The organism is Streptomyces sp. NPDC050549 (assembly GCF_040655035.1).
Taxonomy (GTDB): Bacteria; Actinomycetota; Actinomycetes; order Streptomycetales; family Streptomycetaceae; genus Streptomyces.
Window position 1 is genome coordinate 17744 of record NZ_JBFAJD010000009.1, and the last position, 17481, is coordinate 35224.

Annotated in this window: 13 protein-coding genes; 2 read left to right on the plus strand and 11 right to left on the minus strand. The window is 70.6% G+C overall.

Translation table 11 applies throughout. The features are described from left to right. Positions 1-32: 32 nt before the first annotated feature. Both AB0I51_RS15425 and AB0I51_RS15430 read left to right on the plus strand, forming a co-directional pair. Positions 33-1577 (plus strand): alpha/beta hydrolase, encoded by a 1545-nt coding sequence (locus tag AB0I51_RS15425; RefSeq protein ID WP_362975202.1) that lies wholly within the window; start codon positions 33-35, stop codon positions 1575-1577. Between the two features lie 137 nt (positions 1578-1714). Then, the gene (locus AB0I51_RS15430) at positions 1715-3277 is read left to right on the plus strand and encodes an alpha/beta hydrolase (protein ID WP_362975204.1); all 1563 of its coding nucleotides are present in this window, start codon (positions 1715-1717) and stop codon (positions 3275-3277) included. 80 nt (positions 3278-3357) lie between these two features. Here the strand turns inward: AB0I51_RS15430 and moeZ are convergent, their stop codons facing one another. The 11 genes from moeZ to AB0I51_RS15485 form a co-directional block, all read right to left on the minus strand. Further along, positions 3358-4536, minus strand: coding sequence for an adenylyltransferase/sulfurtransferase MoeZ (gene moeZ / locus AB0I51_RS15435; RefSeq protein ID WP_362975206.1), 1179 nt, complete (start codon positions 4534-4536; stop codon positions 3358-3360). Positions 4537-4599: 63 nt separating this feature from the next. Beyond that, positions 4600-5349: a spherulation-specific family 4 protein gene (locus AB0I51_RS15440; RefSeq protein WP_362975208.1), complete on the minus strand. Its 750-nt coding sequence runs from the start codon at positions 5347-5349 to the stop codon at positions 4600-4602. Further along, the gene (locus AB0I51_RS15445) at positions 5337-6296 is read right to left on the minus strand and encodes an NAD-dependent epimerase/dehydratase family protein (protein WP_019072106.1); all 960 of its coding nucleotides are present in this window, start codon (positions 6294-6296) and stop codon (positions 5337-5339) included. Before AB0I51_RS15445 ends, AB0I51_RS15440 begins: the two co-directional genes overlap by 13 nt. A 144-nt stretch (positions 6297-6440) precedes the next feature. After that, positions 6441-7754 (minus strand): hypothetical protein, encoded by a 1314-nt coding sequence (locus AB0I51_RS15450; RefSeq protein WP_362975211.1) that lies wholly within the window; start codon positions 7752-7754, stop codon positions 6441-6443. Next, positions 7751-9640: a DUF3492 domain-containing protein gene (locus AB0I51_RS15455; RefSeq protein ID WP_362975605.1), complete on the minus strand. Its 1890-nt coding sequence runs from the start codon at positions 9638-9640 to the stop codon at positions 7751-7753. Before AB0I51_RS15455 ends, AB0I51_RS15450 begins: the two co-directional genes overlap by 4 nt. 201 nt (positions 9641-9841) lie before the next feature. After that, positions 9842-11530 carry an ABC transporter ATP-binding protein gene (locus AB0I51_RS15460; protein WP_362975607.1) on the minus strand — a complete coding sequence of 563 codons (1689 nt, stop codon included), beginning with the start codon at positions 11528-11530 and terminating at the stop codon, positions 9842-9844. Positions 11531-11547: 17 nt separating this feature from the next. Further along, positions 11548-12546: an ABC transporter permease gene (locus tag AB0I51_RS15465; protein ID WP_362975213.1), complete on the minus strand. Its 999-nt coding sequence runs from the start codon at positions 12544-12546 to the stop codon at positions 11548-11550. Then, positions 12543-13625: an ABC transporter permease gene (locus AB0I51_RS15470; RefSeq protein WP_362975215.1), complete on the minus strand. Its 1083-nt coding sequence runs from the start codon at positions 13623-13625 to the stop codon at positions 12543-12545. The genes AB0I51_RS15465 and AB0I51_RS15470 overlap by 4 nt, the downstream gene beginning before the upstream one ends. Positions 13626-13629: 4 nt before the next feature. Then, the gene (locus AB0I51_RS15475) at positions 13630-15348 is read right to left on the minus strand and encodes an ABC transporter substrate-binding protein (protein WP_362975217.1); all 1719 of its coding nucleotides are present in this window, start codon (positions 15346-15348) and stop codon (positions 13630-13632) included. Between the two features lie 194 nt (positions 15349-15542). Further along, positions 15543-15635 carry an Ms4533A family Cys-rich leader peptide gene (locus AB0I51_RS15480; RefSeq protein WP_317886218.1) on the minus strand — a complete coding sequence of 31 codons (93 nt, stop codon included), beginning with the start codon at positions 15633-15635 and terminating at the stop codon, positions 15543-15545. A 56-nt stretch (positions 15636-15691) separates the two neighbouring features. After that, positions 15692-16810, minus strand: a complete 1119-nt coding sequence (locus tag AB0I51_RS15485; RefSeq protein ID WP_362975219.1) for a DUF3152 domain-containing protein — start codon at positions 16808-16810, stop codon at positions 15692-15694. Between the last annotated feature and the right edge of the window lie 671 nt (positions 16811-17481).

Consider the following 17481-nt stretch of genomic DNA (forward strand, 5'->3'; position numbering starts at 1 on the left):
CGCCCCGTCGTGCACGACCTCAGGATGGGATCATGCCGAACCCCTCCCGGCTGCGTGCCGCTGCCCTGACCGCCACCGTCGTCCTGCTGTCCGCCACCCTGGCGGCCTGCAGCGGCGACTCCAAGGACGAGGATCCGACGGCCCAGAAGCTGAGCTGGAAGGACTGCCCGGTCCCGTCCGAGTCGGAGGGCGGGGGCGCCGCGCCGTCGCCGCTGCCGAACGGCGACAAGTGGCAGTGCGCCACCATGAAGACGCCTCTCGACTGGAGCAAGCCCAAGGGCGACACGATCGGGCTCGCGCTGGTCAGGGCGAAGGCCAGTGGTGCCGCGGACAAGCGGATCGGGTCGCTCGTCTTCAACTTCGGCGGCCCCGGCGGCTCGGGCGTCACCACGCTGCCCGCGTTCGGTGAGGACTACGCGACCCTGCGCACCCGCTACGACCTGGTGAGCTTCGACCCGCGCGGAGTCGGCCGCAGCGCCGGCGTCGAGTGCGAGAGCGACTCCCAGCTCGACGAGTACTTCCAGCAGGACGCCACACCGGACGACGCGGCTGAACGCACCAAACTCCTGGCCAACACCAGGCAGTTCAACGCGGCCTGCGAGAAGAACTCCAAGAAGGTGCTCCCCCAGGTGCGCACCACGGACGCGGCCCGCGACATGGACCTGATGCGCCAGGTCCTCGGCGACGACAAGCTGCGCTACTTCGGCATCTCCTACGGCACCGAACTCGGCGGCGTCTACGCCCACTTGTTCCCCAAGCATGTGGGGCGAGCCGTGTTCGACGCGGTCGTCGACCCCACCCAGAACTCCGAACAGGGCTCCCTGGGACAGGCCAAGGGCTTCCAACTGGCGCTCGACAACTTCGCCGACGACTGCACGTCGAAGACCACGGACTGCCCGATCGGCGACACCGCGCAGGACGTCAAGGACCGCATCGCCAAGCTGCTCAAGAGCCTCGACGCCAAGCCGATCCCGGGCATCTTCCCTCGCCGGCTGACCCAGACCGCCGCGACCAACGGCATCGCGCAGGCGCTGTACTCCAAGGACTTCTGGGAGTACCTCACCGAAGGACTCGAACAGGCCTACAGCGGTGACGGCAAGGTCCTCATGGCGCTGTCCGACTCGATGAACGGGCGCAGCGAGAACGGCGAGTACAGCAACATCACCGCGGCGAACGTCGCCATCAACTGCGCCGACGACAAGCCGAGGTACACCGCCGACTACGTGCAACAGAAACTGCCCGAGTTCCGGGCCGCCTCCCCCCTGTTCGGGGACTTCCTGGCCTGGGGCATGGTCAGTTGCACCGACTGGGCCGTGCCTGGCGCCGCCGACCATCCCGACGTGAGCGCGGCCGGTTCGACGCCGATCCTCGTCGTGGGCAACACCGGCGACCCGGCAACGCCGTACGAGGGCGCGCGGAAGATGGTGGACGCGCTGGGCAAAGGTGTCGCGGTGGAGCTGACGTACAAGGGCCAGGGGCACGGGGCGTACGACAGCAAGAACAAGTGCGTGCAAAGCGCGGTGAACGGCTATCTGCTGAACGGAAAAGTGCCGGCGGCCGGCACCGTCTGCTCCTGACCCTCCCTCTGAAATCCCAACAAAAGCGCAGGTCAAACGGTTATCCACAGGTCGACCCGGGCTCGGCTCGCGCCGCCTACTATGGCCTGACCGCCATCCGCGGCGTGACGCGGACGGCCTGCGAGGGGGGAACGCACATGGCGCGATTCGTACGGTGGACGGCCCTGTTGGCCGCCGCCGCACTGCTGACGGCCGCTTGTAGCAGCGGCTCGTCCGACGACGGCAAGGACGGCACGGGCGCGGGGGACGCCAAGCCGTCCGCGGCCGACTCGTCCTCTTCTACGTCCACCACGGCCGCGCTGCCCGCGTCGCTGACCGCGCAGAAGCTCGACTGGGGGCGTTGCAAGGCCACCGGCGACTCCGCCGCGCCCAGCAGCGACTGGCAGTGCGCGACGCTCAAGGTGCCGCTGGACTGGACGAAACCGGACGGCTCCACGATCGGGCTCGCGCTGATCCGCTCGAAGGCGACCGGCGGCGACCGCATCGGCTCGCTGCTGTTCAACTTCGGCGGCCCCGGCGGCTCGGGCGTGGACTACATGCCGGCGTACTCCGCCACCGTGTCCGCGCTGCACGAGCGGTACGACCTGGTGAGCTGGGACCCGCGCGGGGTCGCCGCCAGCGAGGGCGTCCGCTGCCGCAGCGACAAGGCGATCCAGGCCTCCGAGGACGTGGACGCCACGCCGGACACACCGACCGAGGAGAAGGCGTACTTCCAGGACGCCACCGACTTCGGCAAGGGCTGCGAGAAGGCTGCCGGAAAGCTGATGGCACACGTGTCGACGACCGACACGGCCCGCGACATGGACCTGATGCGCCAGGTCCTGGGCGACACGAAGATGCACTACTTCGGTATCTCCTACGGCACCGAACTCGGCGGTGTCTACGCCCACTTGTTCCCGAAGAAGGTGGGGCGGCTGATCCTGGACGCGGTCGTCGACCCGACGGCCGACTCGGTGGGCCACGCCCTGAACCAGACCCGGGGCTTCCAGCGCGCCCTGGACGACTACCTCAAGTCGACGGGACAGGACCCCGCGCAGGGCTCGAGGAAAATCGCGGCCCTGCTGAAGCAGATCGACGCGAAACCGCTGGCGACCTCGACGGGGCGCAAGCTGACGCAGACGCTCGCCCTGACCGGCATCGTCCTTCCGCTGTACAGCAAGCAGAGCTGGCCCACGCTGACCAGCGCCCTGGACTCCGCGAAGGCGGGCGACGGCTCGGAGCTGCTGGCGCTCGCCGACGGCTACAACGACCGTGACAGCGCGGGGCACTACGGCACGACGACGCATTCACAACGGGTCATATCGTGCTTGGACGACAAGCAGCGGCCGACGCCCGAGCAGACGCAGAAGCTGCTGCCGGAGTTCGAGAAGATCTCCCCCGTGTTCGGCGACTTCCTGGGCTGGGACACGGCCGGGTGGTGTCACGACTGGCCGGTGGCCGGGCAGTACGACACCCCGGAGGTCGGCGCGTCCGGTGCGGCGCCGATCCTGGTGGTCGGCAACACCGGGGACCCGGCGACGCCGTACGAGGGTGCCCGCAAGATGGTCGACGAGCTGGGCAAGGGCGTCGGTGTGGAGCTCACCTGGAAGGGCGAGGGCCATGGTGCGTACGGCAGTGGGAGCGACTGTGTCGACTCGACGGTGGACGCGTATCTGCTGAAGGGAACGGTGCCCAAGGACGGCAAGGTCTGCGCCTCCTAGCCCGGGCGGCCGGAGCGAGCAGGGCAGCGGAAAGGGGCCCGGCACCTGTGGTGCCGAGCCCCTCCCGGGAAGGTGTGTGCCTAGTAGACCGGCTTGTCGGGCTCGATCTGGTTGACCCAGCCGATCACGCCGCCGCCGACGTGGACCGCGTCGGCGAAGCCCGCCGACTTCAGGACGGCGAGGACTTCCGCACTGCGGACACCCGTCTTGCAGTGCAGGACGATCTTCTTGTCCTGCGGGAGGGTCTCCAGGGCGGTGCCCATGAGGAACTCGTTCTTCGGGATCAGCTTGGCGCCGGGGATCGAGACGATCTCGTACTCGTTGACCTCGCGGACATCGATGATCTCGATGTTCTCGCCGTCGTCGATCCACTCCTTGAGCTGCTTGGGAGTGATCGTCGAGCCGGCGGCCGCCTCCTGGGCCTCTTCGGAGACGACGCCGCAGAAGGCCTCGTAGTCGATGAGTTCGGTGACGGTCGGGTTCTCTCCGCAGACCGCGCAGTTGGGGTCCTTGCGGACCTTGACCTGGCGGTACTGCATCTCCAGGGCGTCGTAGATCATCAGGCGTCCGACGAGCGGGTCGCCGACGCCGGTGAGGACCTTGATCGCCTCGGTGACCTGGATGGAGCCGATGGACGCGCACAGCACGCCGAGGACGCCGCCCTCGGCGCAGGAGGGGACCATGCCGGGGGGCGGGGGCTCCGGGTAGAGGCAGCGGTAGCAGGGGCCGTGCTCGGACCAGAAGACGGAGGCCTGGCCGTCGAAGCGGTAGATCGAACCCCACACGTACGGCTTGTTCAGCAGTACGGCGGCGTCGTTGACCAGGTAGCGGGTCGCGAAGTTGTCCGTGCCGTCGACGATCAGATCGTACTGGCTGAAGATGTCCATCACGTTCTCGGCTTCGAGCCGCTCTTCGTGCAGGACCACGTTCACGTACGGGTTGATGCCCAGCACGGAGTCGCGCGCCGACTCCGCCTTGGAGCGGCCGATGTCGGCCTGGCTGTGGATGATCTGGCGCTGCAGGTTCGACTCGTCGACCTCGTCGAACTCCACGATGCCGAGCGTGCCCACGCCCGCCGCAGCCAGGTACATCAGCGCCGGCGAGCCCAGACCGCCGGCGCCCACACAGAGCACCTTGGCGTTCTTCAGCCGCTTCTGCCCGTCCATGCCCACATCGGGGATGATCAGGTGGCGGGAGTACCTGCGGACCTCGTCTACGGTGAGCTCGGCAGCCGGCTCGACCAGGGGTGGCAGCGACACGGGGACTCCGTTGGTCGGTCAATCACTACAGTTGTTCTCCCCGTAACACTGCCATGCCCCTCTTCATTCCGAGACACCCGTTCCGATCCGCGAGACGATCTCGTCCCAGTAGCCGGGCATCGTCTCCCAGGGGTCGGTGCGGCCCCCGCGATCGGTGTGGTCGGTGAAGTAGATGGTCGAGGCACCCTGCCAGCGGGCGATGCGCAGCGCCTCGTCGAGATGGCCGCGCGGGACGCTGTGCACGAAGTGGCAGAAGCGTTCGGGCGGGTGATCGGCGGTCCACTCGGCCACCTGCGACCAGCGGTAGTCGCTCCACGGGCCGGAGAAGGTCACCAACTGGTCGGCGAACTCGGCGTAGCCGGGGTGCGGGTGGGTGCCGTGCCCCAGGACGACATGGGCGCCGTCGTTGATCTCACGGAGCGTGGCGACCGTGCGGCGGATCTCGGGGAGCGCGGTGCCTCCGCTGGGGCAGCGGTCCAGGAGGAAACCGTCGGCCCGGTACCAGTCGAGATAGCGGTGTGCCTCGGAGATCAGCTCACCGAAGGCACGGGCGCCGTACGCGGCGTCCAGATGACCGAGCACGCGGATGCCCATGTTGCGCAGCCGGCCGGCCGCTTCCAGGCAGTGCGGGTCGGGACGCGTCCCCGGGCCGGAGGAGACGTTGAGGACGACCCAGTGCAAGGGGGTTTTGGGGCGGGTGAGTTCGCCCCACTCGGCCGGTGCGACGAGGGGGTGCGCGTAGCCGGGAATGCCGAAGCCGGTACGGACGCCGGTGCTGGCGGTGCCCGGGGTCGTGCTGGTCAGATGCGGCATGCCGCCTCCATCCAGATGTCGGCGAGGGACTCCTCCAGGTTGATCCGGGGCCGCCAGCCGAGCCGGTCGCGCGCGGTGCGCACATCGGCCTGCTGCCAGCTGCCGCAGCCGTCCGGGTACGGGTACGCGACCGGGGCCGCGTGGTCGGGATCGCTGCGGGGGTGGCCGATTGCGGCCCGCAGCGGGCCGGGCGGGCCGTCGAGTTCGTGCAGCGCTCCGCCGTATCCGGCGACGCGGGCGAGGACGGAGGCGGCGTCGCGCAGCCGGACCGCGCGGCCCGAACCGATGTTGATGACGCCCTGCGCGGCGGAGAGCGAGGCGGCGTGGACGGCGCGGGCCACGTCCCGTACATCGACGAAGTCGCGTTGCGCGCCGAGGCCGCCGAGCTTGAGTTCGCCGTCGCCGGACTGCATGGCCCGGCGCATTGCCTCGGCGAGCCGGCCGAGCGGCGAGCCGGCCGGGGTGCCAGGTCCGGCGGGCGAGAAGACACGCAGGACGACGGCGTCCAGACCGGAGCCCAGGACCAGTTCGGTGGCGGCGAGTTTGCTCACGCCGTACGGGCCGCCGGGGCGGGGGACGGCGTCCTCGGCCGTGGAGGAGCCGGGCTGGCTGGGGCCGTACTCCGCACCGCAGCCGATCTGCACGAGCCGGGCTCCGCAGCCGCTGCGGCGCAGCGCCTCGCAGACGGTCGCGACGGCGACGGTGTTGTGCCGGGTGAGTTCGCGGGCGCCGCCTCTGGTGGCACCGGCGCAGTTGACGACGACTCCGGGGTGGACGGCGTCGAGGAAGCGGGTGAGCGCTCCGGGACTGCCGGACGCGAGGTCGAAGCGGACGTCGGCGTCGTCGCCGCGGCCGAGCGCGGTGAGCTGGACGGCCGGGTCGGCGAGCAGGCGGTCGGCGACGAACCGCCCGAGATAGCCGTTGGCTCCGATCAGCAGGACCCTCATCGGACGGCTCCCGTGGCCGACTCTCCGGATCGGGAGGTGATCATCTGGTGTTCTCCTTCACAAGGTGATGCGGTTGCCTCCGGCGGTGGGGCCGGTTGCCTGCGGCTGGGTGACGGGGCCGGTTGGTTCGAGGTCATGGCGGCGTCACCGCGGCTCGTCCGCCGGCGCGTGCGCGGAGGCTCTGGTCAGCGTGCGGGTGGTGTGGAACAGGAGGGTCAGGGCGGCTGCTCCGCAGGCCAGGGTGGGAATGCTGCCCGGCCCCCAGGAGCCCAGGAAGGTTTCGACGGGGGTGGCCAGGAAGCCGCAGTCGGGAAGTCGGCCGATGAGGTCCAGGGACAGGGCCGTGGCCTCCGTCGCCGCTGCCGCGCCCAGAGCGAGGGCGGGGGCGCGGGTGAAGCCGTGCACGAAGAGGAGGCGGGCGAGCAGCAGGAGCGCGCCCAGGGTGACGCCCTGGGCGTACGCGGCGGGCTCGCCCAGAGTCGCGCCGCAGAGAGCGAGGAGGGCAGCGAGGGCACACAGGAAGAGGGCGAACGTGCCGAGCAGCAGCGGCTGCACGGAGTCGGCGAAGTCCTCCAGGCCGTGGCTGGTGGCGAGCTTGCGCCGGGCGCGTGCGGCGAAGTGGTGGGCGCACCAGGCCGCCGGGACGCAGGCCAGGGTGAGGGCCAGGACGGGTGCGGTGGCCGTGGGCCAGGGTCCGCCGGCGATGCCGGTCGGCAGGTTGTCGGGGCCGCCGTCGTCCACCGCGCGGAGCAGACCGTCGCCGAGGAGGGCGTAGGCGAGCAGCCAGTACGTCCACAGGCGCGTGCCGGGCGGAGTGCGCCACGCGGGGGTTCCGGGCGGGGTGCCGAGTGGGCCTCGGCCCAGCGCCATGCGCACGCCGAACGCCACGGCGAGGACACCGACTGCGGCCACCGCCGGCCGCACCCGACCGTCCGTGAGCCGCACGCCGGTCACGGCTGCGGCGCAGAGGAGTCCGGGCAGCAGGGCGCGTACGGCCCAGGCGGCGCGGGGCGCGGGCGTAGTGGCGACGTCGGTGTCGGGGTACGGGGCCGCTGTGTCGGCGCGGGGCACCCGCGCGTACATCTCCTCGGCGAGCGAGAAGACGTCACGGTGCCGGAAGCGGGTGGCGGTCCGGTCTGTGACACCGTGCGCCTCAAGGCCCGCCGCGATCTCCAACGGGTCGACGGCCCGCTCGCACAGTTCGCGATGCCGGTGCATCAACGCCTTCACGGGGTCGGCGGCACCGCGCCGGGCGGGGGTCGGCTTGCGGCTGGTTGTGCGCGGGGGCTGTACGGGGGTGGGGAGGGCGGTCGGCGGATCGGTGTCGTCGTCGGCCCGCGCCTTCTCCGTCTCCGACTCGGGCTCCTCCCGTCCTCCGAGCCACTCCCCCGACCGCTCGTCCCACGCCTCCGCTCCGGCGGGCGTTCCCGGACGGTCGAGTTCGCCGAGGCCGCTCATCGGGCCGCCTCCGTCGTCGGCAGGGGAGCGGTGGCGCGTACCGGTGCTCCCGCCGCCCAGCGTGGGCCGCCGCGAGCCACGACACGGGCTGCGGGGGCGATCGCCGCGCCTGCCGTGGAGCCGGTGGCCGAGTCCGGCGTAGAACCTGTCGCCGGGCCTGGTCCGGGGCGGCCGGTCCAGCGGCCGGGGACGTGGGATTCCGCTGGGGCGGCGAACGGGAGGGGTTCGCCGGTCTCGTCGAGGACGACTCGGTGGACCGGGGAGTGGGAGACGACCTCCAGGTAAATGCCGTGAAATGCCGCGATGTTCTGCTCGACGGTGAACAGTTCGAGTGCGCGGGCGCGCGCGGCGGCGCCCAGGCGCTCGCGGCGCTCGGGGTCGCGCAAGAGGCTCACGCATGCCTCGGCGAGCGCCCGTGGATTGCGCGGGGGCACGACGAGTCCCGTGCCGCCGATGACCTCGACCACCGCGCCGACGTCCGTGGACACGGTCGCCCGGCCGCAGAACATGGCTTCGACCAGGCCGATCGGGAAGCCCTCGACGACGCTCGACAGGACGATCACCGTGCCGGCCGCGTATGCCTCGGCGAGCGTGGGGGCTTCCGGGCCTCCGATCTCCTCGAAGGACACCGGGTTGTCACCGACCGCGTGCACCCCCTCGGCCTCGTCGGGGAAGAGCTGTGCGGCCAGTGCCCGGCAGTGGCCCAGGTAGGCCGCCCCCTCGGCACCGGCGGGCGCGCCGACCATCCGCAGGCGCGCCTTGGGCTCCTCCTTGCGGATCTCCGCGAAGGCGTGGAGCAGGGAGATCAGGTCCTTGGCGGGTTCGATACGGCCGACCCACACCAGCGTGTCCGGGTCGGCGCGGTCGGGCGCCTCGCCCACCTCCGCGAAACGGGACGCCTCCATGCCGGGGTGGACCATGCGCAGCTTCGCGCGGTCGGCGCCGCAGCGTTCCTGCCAGCGGCGGGTGTGGGTGTTGCCGGGGGTGATCAGCGCGGCCCGCCGGTACACCTCGGCGGCCAGCCTGCCGTGGAAGGCCGCGAGCAGGGCCCGTACGGCGGGCGGGGCGTCCGCGGAGGCCAGATAGTGGGTGCGCAGCTGTACGCCGTACTCGGTCACCAGGAGTGGTACGCCGGCGAAGTGCCGGGCGAGCAGGCCGGGCAGGGCCGCGGTCCCGCCGGCCGTCGCGTGGCACAGGTCCACGGAGCCGAGGGCGTCGTCCTCGTACCAGTCGAGCGAGAGGGGGCGCAGGGCGCGTTCGACGTGCGCGGCGACGCTGAGGAGATCGGGTACGCGCGCCTCGCGTGCCGTGCGGAGTGCGCCGGGCGCACGACAGGCGCGTTCGAGGGCACGTACGGCGCTCTCGGAGCGCAGCGCGGACACGAGTCCGCCCTCGTCGCGGGCGAGTTCCGCGAGCCCGTACAAGGCGTTGGCGAAACGGTCCGCCACAACGGCGGAAGCCTCCCCGGAGAGCGCTGAAGGCCCTTCTGCAACGGCCTCCGAGCACTCGGCGAGCCGCACGGAACCAGCCGGCTCCGACCCGACGGGCCCCGGCATTGGCGCGCCCGGCAAGCCCGGCCCCTGCACCGGCGCATCCCCCGCGCACAGCACCGCCGCCAGCTCCTCGTAGTACTCGCGGAACCGTCGGCGTGCGCGGCGGCCGAGCGCCGGTCCGTCGTCCTCGGTGCTCCACAGAGGCGCGGTACGTACTCTCCGGACCTGGGGCGGCAGTTCGAGCCAGCCCTCGTCCTCCTGGCGTTCGCTGCGGCTGAGCGCGTAGACGTCGAACTCGTGCTGCCCGAGCCCGCGCACGAGCCGGTCGCACCAGAGTCTGGCGTCACCGCTCACATACGGATAGCCACCCTCCGTAACCAGTCCTATGCGCACGACCACACCCCCGATCTCCCTTGTGGGGAGCCACCGTTGACCCGGCGGCTCGCAGCGGGACGAACGTATGCGGACATGACGGTGGCGCGACGGACGGTTGTCCATCGCGCCACCAAAAGGGGTGAACGGTCGTAACTTTCCCGTGCGGGTCGCGTTCGCTCGCGCTAAGGGATCACCCGGGGGCGGATCGTTCTACGATCCTCATGCCGTCGCCAACTCCCGTCGGACCGCCCTCCGCTGGGCCGCCACCTCCGGATCGAGGGCCGGTACGGCAGCCAGCAGCTGCTTTGTGTACGGCTCCTGTGGGGAGTCGTAGACCTCGTCGGCGGGGCCTTGTTCAACGATCCTCCCGCGCCGCATCACCGCGACCCGGTCGCTGACCTGGCGTACCACGGCGAGGTCGTGGGCCACGAACACGAGGGCGAGACCGAGTTCGCGCTGGAGTTCGCCGAGCAGGGCGACGACCTGGGCCTGAGTGGTGACGTCGAGCGCGGAGACGGGCTCGTCGCACACGATCACCCGCGGGTCGGCCGCGAGCGCCCGCGCGATGCCCACGCGCTGGCGCTGGCCACCGCTGAACTCGTGCGGGTAGCGATCGTAGTGCGCCCCTTCGAGCCCCACGCGCTCCAGGAGTTCGCGTACGCGCCCCCGGATGCGCCCCTCGTCACGCTCGCCACGCGCGCGGAGCGGGTCGGCGATCGACTCGCCCACGCTGCGGCGGGGGTTGAGGGAGGAGACGGGATCCTGGAAGACCATCTGGACGTCGGGGCGTACGCCTCCGCCGGGCTTGATCTCGCCGGCCGTCGGCTTGAGCAGCCCCACCAGCATGCGGCCCAGCGTGGTCTTGCCGCTGCCGCTCTCGCCCACGATGCCGAGGGTCTCGCCCCGGTGGACGGTCAGCGACACGTCGTCCACGGCCGCGAACGCCCGCTTCCCGCGCCCGAATTCGCGCCGCAGGCCCGTGGCCTCCAGGACGACTTCCGGGGCCGCCGAAGACGTCTCGGAGGACGCCTCGGACGAGGCCGTGGACGCGGCCGAGGGAAGCGCCCTGGTGGACCCCTCGGAGCGGACGCGCCGCGCGTCCACCCGCGGGACCGCACCCAGCAGGTCCCGGGTGTACGGCTCGGTCGGTGCTCCGAGGACGGTGCCCACCGTTCCGTGCTCGACGGCCCGTCCGTGCCGCATGACCAGGATCTCGTCGACGCTCTCGGCAGCGACCCCCACGTCGTGAGTGACCAGGAGCAGGCCCAGGCCGGTCTCCTCGCGGAGCGTGTGCAGGAGGTCGAGGATCTGGGCCTGGACGGTGACGTCGAGCGCGGTCGTGGGCTCGTCGGCGATGAGCAGGTCCGGCTCACAGGCCAACGCCATGGCGATCAGGGCACGTTGGCGCATGCCGCCGCTGAACTCGTGCGGGCGGGAACAGGAGCGTCGTGCCGCGTCCGGGATGCCCACCCGGTCAAGTACGTCGACGGCACGCGCGCGTGCGGCCCGACGCGACACACGCGCGTGCACGCGATAGACCTCGGCTATCTGGTCGCCGATCGCGTAGTACGGGTCCAGGGACGACAGCGGGTCCTGGAAGACCATCGCGGCCTTGCCGCCGCGCAGCCGCCCCAGGTCCGCGTCGGACGCCTCCTGTACGTCGATGCCGGCCACGCGCACGGAGCCGCCGACATCGGCTCCCGTGCCGCGGTGCAGCCCCAACAGGGCCGAGGCCACCGTGGACTTGCCCGAGCCGGACTCGCCGACCAGGCCGAGCGCGGCGCCCCTCTCCAGCCGGAAGGAGAGGCCGTCGACCGCGCGCAGCGAGCCGAACCCGACCGTCAGGTCGGTGACTTCCACCAGGACGTCCGCCACGACGTCCGCCAAGACGTCCTCCGAACCGTCCATCGAGCCATCCACCGAACTCATGCGAGCACCACCCGTCGGTCGGCCACCGCGTACAGCACGTCCGCGACGGCGTTGGCGATGACCACGAAGAAGCCGATGACCAGGACCATGCCGACGACCACAGGGAGGTCGACGACATTGACGGCGTGGACGAGTTCCTGTCCGATGCCGGGCAGTCCGAAGAGGGTTTCGGTGAGCACCGCGCCGCCGACCGCCGAGCCGACGTTGTTGGCGTTGAGCGCGATGATCGGCGCGAACGCCCCGCGCAGCGCGTGCCGCCCGATGATGGACCGTTCTCCGACGCCGTACGCGCGGAAGGTGCGGATGTGGTCCTCGGCGAGGGTCTCCAGCATCGACGCCCGGGTGAGCCGGGCGAACGTGGCTGCCTCGATGAGGGCCAGGGAGAGCCAGGGCAGCAGCAGGTTCCAGGCCCACTGTTCGGGGTCGTCGGTAAGGGCGACGTACTGCGGGAAGGGCAGCAGTTGGAGCTGGCCGCAGACGACGATCATCAACACCAGGCCGATCACGAAGACCGGGGTGGCGACGCCCGCGAGGGTGATGCCGGTCAGCAGGCGCTCGGTGAACCGGCCGCGCCGCCACGCGGACAGGACGCCGGTGCCGACGCCGAGGATCAGCCACAGCACCATCGCGCCGAACACGAGGGACAGGCTGACCGGCAGCTTGGTCAGGATCAGCTGGGTGACCTGCTGGTCGCCCTGGTACGACAGGCCGAGGCAGGGCGCCGAGCAGTGCTCCACGGAGGTGCCCGTGGAGTAGTCCTGGCCGACCAGGATGCCCTGGAGGAAGTGCCAGTAGCGGAGGTAGAGCGGGTCGTCGAGCCTCAACTGCTGGGCGACCTGGTGCACTTGTTCCGGGGAGCAGCGCGGGCCGCAGGTGATCTGGGCGACGTTCCCGGGGGTGACGAAGAAGACCACGTAGACGATCACCGAGATGGCGAGCAGGGTGATCACGGTGCCGATACCGCGGCGCAGGACGAATCCTCCGAAGCCGCTCATGACGTGGCCTCCTTGGAATCCGTGCTCTTCGTAGTCGCACCCTTGGTGCCGGCGTCGCCCTTGCCGCTCGCGCCCTTGGTGCCCGCGTCCGCCTTGGCCTCGCGCTTGCGGCCGGTGCCGATGCGCAGGCGGGAGGCCGCGCGCGGATCCAGGGCCGTACGGATGCCGTCGCCCAGGACCGTCAGGGACAGCACGGTGACGAACAGCGCACCGGCGGGCAGCAGCAGGTACTGCGGGGCCGCCTGGTACCAGACGTCGGCGGCGGTGAGCATCTGTCCCCAGGAGGGCGTCGGGGGCTTCACGCCGACGCCGAGGAAGGACAGCGCGGCCTCGACGGTGATGTTCATCGGGACGAGGAGCGCCGCGTACGTGATGACCGGCGCGGCGAGTCCCGGAAGCAGTTCGCGGCGGGCGATGCGCCAGGTGCCCCAGCCGCTGAGCCGGGCGGCGGAGACGTAGTCGAGTTCCTTCAGGGTGAGTGTCTGGGCGCGCACGATCTTCGCTGTGTTGCCCCAGGCGATCAGGCCGATGACGAGGGCGACCAGCAGGGGCCGCGGGAAGCTGCTGGGCACGATCGCCAGCAGCGCCAACGACATGATCATCAACGGCATCGCAATGATGATCTCGGTGAACCGGCTCAACAGTTGATCAACCCATCGACTGCCGAGCGCGGCGGCGACACCGACCACGACACCGATGAGGACCTGTACGACGGTCGCTCCCAGTGCGACACCGAGCGAGACCCGGGCGCCGTAGACGAGACGCGCGAACAGGTCGCGGCCGGTCTGCGGTTCGACGCCGAGCCAGTGGTCGCCGGTGATGCCCCCGAAGGAGCCGGTCGGCACACCTCCGCGCGCGGAGTCGATGAGCGACGGGTGGTAGGTGAAGGGGTCCTGGCCCTCGATCGCGGTGAGCAGCGGCGCGGCGAGCGCGACCAGGACGAGCAGGGCGACGACGGCCGCCGCGACGAGGGCGGCGCGCTGCGCGCGCAGCCGCCGCCAGAACTGACGGGCCCCCGAGGCCGCCGGGACGGTGACGTCCGTCCCGGCGGCCTGGGAGACGACAAGTGCCTCGCTCATGGGGTTACTTGACCGCGACCTGGGAGATGTCCAGGACGCCGGTCCAGTCGCTGATCACGACGTTCTTGATGTCCTTGCCGACCAGCCGCTTGTAGACGGGGTGGAACAGCGGCACGGTCAGGGCCTGCTCGCCGATCTTCTTGTCCAGTGCACCCCACCTCTTGGCGGCCTCGTCAAGATTCGTCAACTTGTTGATCGCGTCAATCTCGGCATTGACCGACTTGTCGTTGAGCAGGCCGGTGTTGAAGTTCGCGCCGTCCTTGACGATCTGGCGGCCGTCGAAGATCGGGGCGAGGAAGGGACCGCCGGAGGGCCAGTCGGCACCCCAGTGGGCGAGGAAGAAGCCCGGCTCGGTCTTGACGCTGTGGATCTTGTCCTTGTAGTCGTTGATCTCCAGGCCCTGCAGCTTGACGGTGATGCCGGCCTTCTTGAGCGCGTCCTGGATCGCGGTCGCGATCTCCGGGCTGGTCTCGAAGTCCTTGTCGTTGGAGTGCGTCAGGGTGACGGTGAGTCCCTTCGGGTAACCGGCCTCCTTCAGCAGCTCCTTGGCCTTCGCCGCGTTGCCGGACGCGCCCGCCGGGAAGAGGTCGTAGGGGTCGTACCCGAAGGACTTCTGGTTCGGCAGGAAGGTGGTCGCGGCCTCCGCCAGCGACGAACCGCCCGCCGCGTTCACCACCGACGACCGGTCGATGGAGTACGAGATCGCCTGGCGCACCTTGACGTTGTTGAACGGCGCGACCGTGGGGTTGAAGGCGATGTAGTTCGTGTAACCGAAGTGCCCGGTCCCGACGCGCGCCGCGAGCTCCTTGTCACCGGTCACCTTGGCGAGCTCGGCCGGACCGAGGTTGGTGTCGGTCGTGACAGCGGCGGCGTCCGCACCCTGGGACGCTGACAATCGCTGGTTGATCACGGACGAGTCGAGCCCCGACTTCACGTCGATCTTGTCCGGATAGGCCTTGCGCTCGGAATCCGTGGCCGTGGACCAGTACTTGTTGCGCTCCAGGACGAGCGTCTCACCGTCGTTCTGGTTGCTGACGACCTTGTACGGCCCCGACGAGATCGGGTGCTGCTCGTACTTCGTGCCCGTGTCCTTCCCCTGCGGGACGGGCGTGAACTGCGTCTGCGTGGCGAGGTAGGGGAACTCGCCCTCGGGCTTGTTCAGGTGGAAGACGATGGTCCGGCTGTCGGGCGTCTCGATCGCGGAGAGCCCCTTCTTGTCCTTGTACGGCCCCTGGTAGTCGGCCGCGCCGACCAGCCAGTCCCGCAAGTAGGGTGCGCCGCCGGAGAGTTCGGGGGCGAAGGAGCGCTCGATGCCGTACTTGATGTCGGCCGAGGTGATCGCGGTGCCGTCCTCGTACTTGAGGCCCTTCTTCAGGGTGTACGTCCAGACGGTCGCGTCCTTGTTGGGCCGCCCGGTGTCGGTGGCGAGGTCCGGGACGACCTTGGCGCCGGCCGCGCCGTTCTCACGGTTGCGGGTGGTGAGCGTGCGGAAGACGAGGGAGGGGACGTTGCCGCCGCCGGAGGTGTACAGGCGCGCGGGGTCGAAGTCCTCCTGCGGCTGCGAGTTCAGCACCGTGAGCGTGCCGCCCTTGTGCGGCGTGGAGCCGCCACCGGAGCCCTTGGCATCGTTGTCCTTGGGCCCGCAGGCGGCGGCGCCCGCCGCCACGGCCAGGCTGACGGATGCCACGGCCACGCGCCGGGCTATGACGGACGGTTGACGCATCGGAATGACGACCTCTCGGGGGGATACTCGGGAATTCTCATGGGTTTTCCCGAATAGCGAGACGGATGGACGAGGCGTGAGACGGCAATGAACAGCCGTCCGCCCCGGCGTCAGGTCGTCGGAAGTGCCCTGCCGAAGTCACACGGGCAAGGGCGTGATGGTGCGGGTCGCGACACGAACGCCAGGGGCGGTGTTCAGCGACAGAGAATGTCGGCCACGCAGAGCGGGGTCACGCCGATGAGCGCCAGCTCGATGGCGGCGCGATTCGCGACATGACTAGACCACATGCCCAAAAATATGAAGGATGCTGCGGCTCGTGTCAATGTGACATAAGCGTCGCCCGTCAACTGCCCGGGTACGGCCAGGGGTTCGCCAGACAGTGGATCCCGTCATGGTCGAGGAACTTGGTCTGCTGCTGCATGACCGGGGCCAACTCGCCGTCCTTGTCGCAGGTCACATGCCCGTAGCCGAGACGATGACCGACCTCGTGGTTGATCAACATCTGTCGATACGCGTACATCTCGTCCCCATATGTTGACGACCCCTGCGCCCATCGATACGCATTGATCAACACACGTTCGGTGGCCGCCGAGTCGCACGACACATTGTCCTCGGTGGTGTCGAGGCCGGACTTGGCGCACCACTTGGCGGTGGTACCAGGGCTCGCGAGAGTGATCACGAAGTCCGGTTTGCCGGAGTAGATGCGCTCGAAGGTACGGGCCCCGTTGTGGGCCCAGCTCCGCTTGTCGTTGAGCGTCTTCTGCACGGCCTCCGCGAAGAGCGTGCCGTCAAGCCCGAGCCCCTGCTCCACGTCCACGCGGTAGGTGTACTTGCGCCCCTTGCCGGGCGCCTTGGCGACGCCGGGCACCGCGTCGAACTTGTCCGGGCCCTTGAGCGTGGCGCTGAGCGGATACTTCTTGTCCATCTTCTGGGCATACGTCAGGGTCGCCAGCTGCGGCGAGGCGGACGCGCCGGGCTGCGCCGAGGCTGTACCAGCACCCCGTACGTCCCGGGCCTGGTCGGTGGCCGCCTGCGACCGCACGCCACCGTTGTCATTGCCCCCGGCGACCTGCCCGGCGACGACGACGGCCAGCACGGTGGTGACGGCCGCGGCGGCGATGCCGGTGTAGGCAAGCCCCTTGCCCCCCTTGGCGGGACCGGTTCCGGCGCCGGGCCGGCCACGGTCGCCGGGCGGCGCGCCCGCACTGTCGACGTCGCCCTCGGTGCCGTTTTCGGCGTCGGTGCCGGAGTCGCTCTCAAACGGCCAGTCGGTGACGGAGGCGTACGGGTCGGAGCGGTGCGCGGCGACACCGGCCCGGGGCGCGAAGACGTCGCCGTCGCCGTCACCGTCTCCGTCGAAGGCGTCGACGTAGTCCTGCCGGGGACCACGACCGCGCCGCCCACCTCGCCCGGCCCCGGGCTGAGGCGCAGGCGCCTGCCGCTGGCGGGGAATGGGAAGCACCGGGCCCGCCCCGGGAGGTACGGGTCCGCCTACGACCGGGGCTTGAGGCACCCCGGCCCGACCGCCCCGCCCCCTCAACTCGCCCCAACCGCCGCCGGATTCAGTCTGCTCGGGGTGCCCGGCCCGAGCCTGCGGAACACCGCGCGCGGGAGTGCCGTCCGGCAGCCGGGGAACACCGCGCGCGGGAGTGCCATCCGGAAAGCGGGGGGTGCCGTGCGCGGGAGTGCCGTCAGGAAAGCGCGGCATGCCATGTGCCGGAGTCCCGTCGGGAAAGCGGGGACTGCCGTGCGCGGGAGTCCCGTCCGCCTGGCGCGGAACACCCCGCGCCGGAGTGCCGTCAGGAAGCCTCGGAAAGCCATGCGCAGGAGTTCCGTCAGGAAGCCTCGGGAAGCCGTGCGCCGGGGTCCCGTCGACGTAACGCGGCCCCCCAGGGCCCGGGTTCCCGCCCCCGGAACGCGGCGCACCCGGCCGGCTCGCCCCCGGCTGAGCCCCCTGTCCCGCTTGACCCGCTCGGTTCACTTGACCCGGCTGGCCTGGCCTGCCCGGCTGACCCACCCGGCTCGACCTGCCCGCCTCGCCCGGCTGAGGCCCCTGAGCCCGCTGACGCCCTTGAGCGGCCCAACTACCCTTGCCAGTACCGGCGTTGGCGTCAGCACCGGCACCCGTGCCTA